Origin of the sequence: Nocardia sp. NPDC060220, from assembly GCF_042727815.1 — a bacterium.
Classification (GTDB): Bacteria; Actinomycetota; Actinomycetes; order Mycobacteriales; family Mycobacteriaceae; genus Nocardia.
The window spans coordinates 1-5,480 of sequence record NZ_JBHWZY010000463.1 but is presented as its reverse complement, the minus strand read 5'-3'; the positions used below and the strand labels follow the sequence as shown (position 1 = coordinate 5,480).

Below are 5,480 nucleotides of genomic sequence, written 5' to 3'. Positions count from 1 at the left end.
GGCCTACACGGACGCAGATTCGACGCTATCGGCTCGGTGTGCCGCCACCGCGGCAGCGGTTTCGGCCATCACGAGTTCCGCGTTGATCTGCGCACCGGCCATGGCCCCGGCAGCCGCGGCAGCGCCGACCTGGGCGGACGGGTCGGTGGCATTACCCGCGATCCAGACACCGGGTACCGAGGTACGGCCGACGGGATCGGCGGGGATGTGGTCGCCCATGCCGGAGGGGTGGGGTTCGGGAACCAGGCCGAGTTCGGTGAGGAAGGTGGCGCGGGTGTTCATCCGGGGTGCCACGACCAGCGCATCCCGTGCGATGACGGTGCCGTCGGCGAGCTGGACGCCCGTCAGCCGGTCGGCGCCGAGCACCTCGACCACCTTGCCGTCGACGATCCGAATACCGCGTGCCACCAGCTTTTCCACGTCTTCGTCACTCAATGGATCGGCCGTGTGCGACAGGAAGACGATGTCGTCGCTGAGCTGACTGAACAGCAGCGCCTGGTGCACCGACATCGGGCCGCTCGCCAGGACGGCGATGCGCTGATCGCGCACTTCCCAACCGTGGCAGTAGGGGCAGTGCAAGACATCGTGACCCCAGTGTTCACGCAGCCCGGGAACGTCGGGGAGCTCGTCGGCGAGTCCGGTGGCGACGAGAACGCGCCGAGCCCGCACGGTCCGGCCGTCGTCGAGGGTCACGGAGAATTCTTCGATATCCGACTGCCGACCCGCCCCCGCCGCAGCGCCGTCACCCGGACCGACCTGCCCTGAATCACGCTTGTCCGCAACGATTCCGGGCTCGGGTGCGCGATTCGCACGCGCGACGTTCACCACCCGTCCCGCCACCACATCGCCGCCGTACCCGCGCACCTCGGCTCGCCCGAGCTCGAGCAGCTCCAGCGGCGACATCCCCTCCCGCCCGAGCAGTCCGTGCACCCCCTGAGCAGGCGCGTTGCGCGGCGCCCCCGCGTCGATCACGGCCACCGAGCGCCGCGAACGCGCCAGCATCAGCGCCGCGTTCAGCCCGGCGGCTCCACCGCCGAGCACCACCACGTCGTACGAATCATCCAGCTGTGTCATCTCGACCTCCTTCGAGCGTCCACAGTGCATTCCAACGCCGAATACTGGCAACCTTCTTTGCCGATATGGCAAAGTGGGGAGCATGGAGGACCTCGATCAAACCCTTGACTCGGTCGGACCTCGGCTGCGTAACCTGCGCAAACAGCGCCAGACCACCCTCGCCGACCTGGCCCAGGAGACCGGCATCTCGGTGAGCACCCTGTCACGTCTGGAATCCGGTGACCGCAAACCCACCCTGGAGCTGCTGCTCCCCCTGGCCAAGGCATACGGCGTCACCCTCGACGAGCTCGTCGACGCCCCGCCCACCGGCGACCCGCGCATCCACCTGCGCCCGGTCACCCGCCACGGCATGACCATGCTCCCGCTCACCAAGCGCGCGGGCGGCATCCAGGCGTTCAAGATGATCATCGCCCCCGGCGCCCGCGATCGACCCCAGACACCGCAGGTGCACGAGGGCTACGAGTGGCTGTACGTGCTCAACGGTCGCCTGCGCCTGATTCTCGGCGACAACGATCTGATTCTCACCCCCGGCGAAGCCGCGGAGTTCGACACCCATATCCCGCACTGGTTCGGCGCGGCCGACGAACAATCCGTCGAATTCATCAGCCTGTTCGGCAAGCAGGGCGAGCGCGCGCACCTGCGCGCCCGCCCCAAATCCGACTAGGGCAAGCCAGACGGGGGCGAGCGCACTCACCTGCGCGCTCGCCCCGACGGAAGACAGCGAGAATCAGCCGAGCGTGAAGCTCGCGCGTCCCGCGATGTGCTCCAATTCCTGGTGCTGGGGCAGGGATTCGTCGGTGGTCACGATCCAGGCCTCCACCCGGCCCTTGCCGGGCGCGGTCCCGAACCCGACGATCATATTGCCCGGCGCGTGCAGGATCTGACCGTTCTCCACGGGGTGCGACTGGCCGTCGCTGTAGCCGGTATCGAGATTGCGGAAGCGTACGGCCACCTGGTAGCGCTGGCAGAAGTCTCCGGTCTGGGTGATCGCCACCCGCACACCGAAGGTGCCCGATTGCGGCTGCGGCACGGTCTGGGCGTTGATGATCGCCGCGCAGTTGGCGCCGGGAGTCCGGCTGAGCGTCGGCGTGAACACCGCGATCGGATCCGACGGCAGCGCGCCGGCGGGCGCACCGAGCCCGACGAGGACGGCGCCGGCGGAAACAACCACGGCCGAGAATTTGCGAATTGTGCTGTTCGTGAGAGTCATACCCACTTCGTCGTGCCGAACAGCCGCACCGTTAGCCACCGCAATGGTCTCGATTCGGTATCCAAATATGTTGTGCCACAACAGATTCAGGGCCACTGGAACTGTGGGCACGCAGCGGCGGAGGGCAGTGCAAACCCCTCAGTTGTTCGCGACACTCCCGTCGGCGCGTTAACAGCGATCCGGAGAAATTCAGCCCTGGAGCGCGGCGATCAACGCCGGACTCAGCGCCAGCGCGGGCAGCGACTCCACCAGCAGATCGACCAGCGACTCGCGGCTGATCGGCTTGTCGATCATCCAGGTGAGGATGGTCTCCTCGACGAATGCGATCCAGCCGCGAATGGCCAAGGTGAGCCGGGCCAGATCGGGATCCTCGGGCGGCAGCGGCAGTTCGCTCACGATGAGATCGGCGATGGCGCCGCGGGTTTCGTTGACGTAGTCGGCCATGTCGGGAGTGACGCTGGCGGGCCCGCGCAGCACCGAGCGATACGACGCGGAATGCTCGGTGGCGTAGTCGACGAATCGTTCGATCGAGTCGCGCAACATGTCGAACAGTGACAACTCGCGGTTGGGCATGATCGCGACGAAGAACTCGGTACTCACATGCCGGGCGATCGCCTCGTGGAATTCCTGCTTCGAGGCGAAGTAGTGGAACAGCAAGCCCCGCGAGATGCCCGCCTGCTTGGCGATGTCGTCGACCGAGACGTCCTCGAGCGACCGGTCGACCAGCATTTCGGCGCCGAGGGTGATCAGCTGCAGCCGGCGCTCCTCGGGGCTGAGCCGCACACGCTTCGTCTCTCCCGCACTCCTGGTAGTCACACCCGCCATCCTAGCCACTACTGAACCCGGCTCAATAGCTGTTGACTCCGGCTCAATAAGACCGTATTCTGCAATACATGAGTCGTAAGGTTACAGACAACGTTGTCGAGCCCCGGGTCGCTGAAACCCGCCACGTGAAGACGATCATCGTCGGCAGCGGGTTCGCCGGCCTCGGCCTGGCCATCCGCCTGCGCCAAGAGGGTCGCGACGATTTCCTCGTGCTCGAGCGCGGCAGCGAAGTCGGCGGCACCTGGCGCGACAACACCTACCCGGGTGCCGCCTGCGACGTGCCTTCGCACCTGTACTCGTACTCGTTCGCCCCGAACCCGAACTGGACCCGCTCGTTCTCCAAGCAGGGTGAGATCCAGGCGTACATCAAGAGCGTCGCCGAGCGCTACAACGTGCTCGACCGCCATGTCTTCGACTGCGATGTGCAGAGCATCCGCTGGAACGAAGCGGCCGCGCAGTGGGAGATCAGCTCCAGCCAGGGCGAGTTCACCGCCGACACCGTGGTCTCCGCGGTCGGCGCGCTGTGTGAGCCGTCGCTACCCGACATCAAGGGCATCAACAACTTCGAGGGCGAGATCTTCCACTCCGCCCGCTGGAACCACGACGCCGACCTCACCGGCAAGCGCGTCGCGGTGATCGGCACCGGCGCCTCCTCGATCCAGATCGTGCCCGCCATCGCGAGCGAGGTCGCCACCCTCGACGTCTACCAGCGCACCGCGCCCTGGCTGCTGCCGCGCATGGACCGCCCGTACCTGCTGCCCGAGCGGCTGGCGTTCAAGCACATCCCCGCCGTCCAGCGCCTCTCGCGCGCGGCGATCTACGCGGCCCGCGAGACCCAGGTCGTCGGCCTGACCCGCTTCCCCGTGCTGATGAAGGCCTTCGAGGCCCTCTCGCGCGCCAAGCTGCAGATCGAGATCCGCGATCCCGAACTGCGCAAGAAGGTCACCCCGAACTACCGGATCGGCTGCAAGCGCATGCTGATCTCCAACGAGTACTACCCCGCGCTGGATCGCGACAATGTCGACGTGATCACCGACGGCATCGCCGAGGTGAGGGCGGGCTCGATCGTCACCAAGGACGGCACCGAGCGCGAGATCGATGCGCTCATCGTGGCCACCGGTTTCCACGTCACCGACTCCCCGACCTACAACGCGATGGTCGGACGCGACGGGCGCACGCTGGCCGAGGTGTTCGACGACATCGGCCAGCAGGCCTACAAGGGCTCGGCCATCGCGAACTTCCCCAACATGTTCTTCCTGGTCGGCCCGAATGTCGGCCTCGGCCACACCTCGATGGTGTTCATGATCGAATCGCAGATCAACTACGTCAGCGACGCGCTGGCGACGATCGACTCCCAGGGTCTGCGTACGGTCGAGGTTCGCGAAGACGTGCAGCAGGCCTACAACGCCGACCTGCAGGAAAAGTTGGGCAAGACTGTCTGGAACACTGGCGGGTGCGCCAGCTGGTACCTGGACAAGCACGGCAACAACACCACGTTGTGGCCGGACTTCACGTTCGAATTCCGTAGGCTCACACGGCATTTCGATGCCGCCGCCTACACTACGACAACCGCAGACGCCGACAGGGAAGTGGTGGCAGCACAGTGAGCAAAGATGCTTACTTCACGAACAAGGTATGCGTGATCACCGGAGCCGGCTCCGGCATCGGTCGCGCACTGGCCGAGAATCTGGCCGCGCGTGGCGCCAAACTCGCGCTGTCCGACATCGACGCCGAGGGCCTGGCCCAGACCGTCGCGTCCTGCGAGAAGCTGGGCGCGCAGGTGAAGTCCGACCGGCTCAACGTGGCCGAGCGCGAGGCGTTCCTGCTCTACGCCGATCAGGTGAAGGCGCACTTCGGCGTCGTGCACCAGATCTACAACAACGCGGGCATCGCCTACCACGGCGACGTGATCAAGACCGAGTTCAAAGACATCGAACGCATCATGGATGTGGACTTCTGGGGCGTCGTCAACGGCACCAAAGCGTTCCTGCCGATGCTGATCGAGTCCGGCGACGGCCACGTGATCAACGTGTCCAGCCTCTTCGGCCTGGTCGCCGTGCCCGGCCAGGCGGCCTACAACTCGGCCAAGTTCGCGGTGCGCGGCTTCACCGAGGCGCTGTTCCAGGAGATGAAGGTCGCCAAGGCGCCGGTCAAGGTCACCTGCGTGCACCCCGGTGGCATCAAGACCGCGGTCGCCCGCAACGCCACCTACGCCGAGGGCATGGACGGCGCCAACGCCGCCACCCTGTTCGACAAGTACCTGGCGATTCACACCCCGGAGATGGCCGCGCAGACCATCACCGAGGGCGTGCGCAAGGGGCAGGCCCGCGTGCTGATCGGCTGGGAGGCCAAGGTGCTCGACGTGAGCGTG

Annotated in this window: 6 protein-coding genes; 3 read left to right on the top strand and 3 right to left on the bottom strand. The window is 66.3% G+C overall.

All coding sequences use genetic code 11. The features are described 5' to 3' along the window. Positions 1-3: 3 nt before the first annotated feature. Positions 4-1,074, bottom strand: a complete 1,071-nt coding sequence (locus ACFWF3_RS22510) for an NAD(P)/FAD-dependent oxidoreductase (RefSeq protein WP_379315164.1) — start codon at positions 1,072-1,074, stop codon at positions 4-6. Between the two features lie 82 nt (positions 1,075-1,156). Here ACFWF3_RS22510 and ACFWF3_RS22505 point away from each other — a divergent pair, with 82 nt between their 5' ends. After that, positions 1,157-1,738 (top strand): helix-turn-helix domain-containing protein, encoded by a 582-nt coding sequence (locus ACFWF3_RS22505; RefSeq protein ID WP_379315163.1) that lies wholly within the window; start codon positions 1,157-1,159, stop codon positions 1,736-1,738. Positions 1,739-1,801: 63 nt separating this feature from the next. Here ACFWF3_RS22505 and ACFWF3_RS22500 read toward each other — a convergent pair whose 3' ends face one another. Together ACFWF3_RS22500 and ACFWF3_RS22495 are read right to left on the bottom strand one after the other, a co-directional pair. Next, positions 1,802-2,245, bottom strand: coding sequence for a hypothetical protein (locus tag ACFWF3_RS22500; protein ID WP_379315162.1), 444 nt, complete (start codon positions 2,243-2,245; stop codon positions 1,802-1,804). 228 nt (positions 2,246-2,473) lie between these two features. Then, a complete protein-coding gene (locus ACFWF3_RS22495; protein ID WP_378993426.1) occupies positions 2,474-3,109 on the bottom strand; it encodes a TetR/AcrR family transcriptional regulator in 636 nt (211 codons plus the stop codon). Positions 3,110-3,177: 68 nt separating this feature from the next. Between ACFWF3_RS22495 and ACFWF3_RS22490 the strand changes: the two genes are divergently transcribed. Then, positions 3,178-4,716 carry a flavin-containing monooxygenase gene (locus ACFWF3_RS22490; RefSeq protein WP_379315161.1) on the top strand — a complete coding sequence of 513 codons (1,539 nt, stop codon included), beginning with the start codon at positions 3,178-3,180 and terminating at the stop codon, positions 4,714-4,716. Continuing rightward, positions 4,713-5,480 (top strand): SDR family NAD(P)-dependent oxidoreductase (locus ACFWF3_RS22485; RefSeq protein ID WP_379315160.1); only part of this gene is annotated, 768 nt, incomplete at its 3' end. The genes ACFWF3_RS22490 and ACFWF3_RS22485, both read left to right, overlap by 4 nt.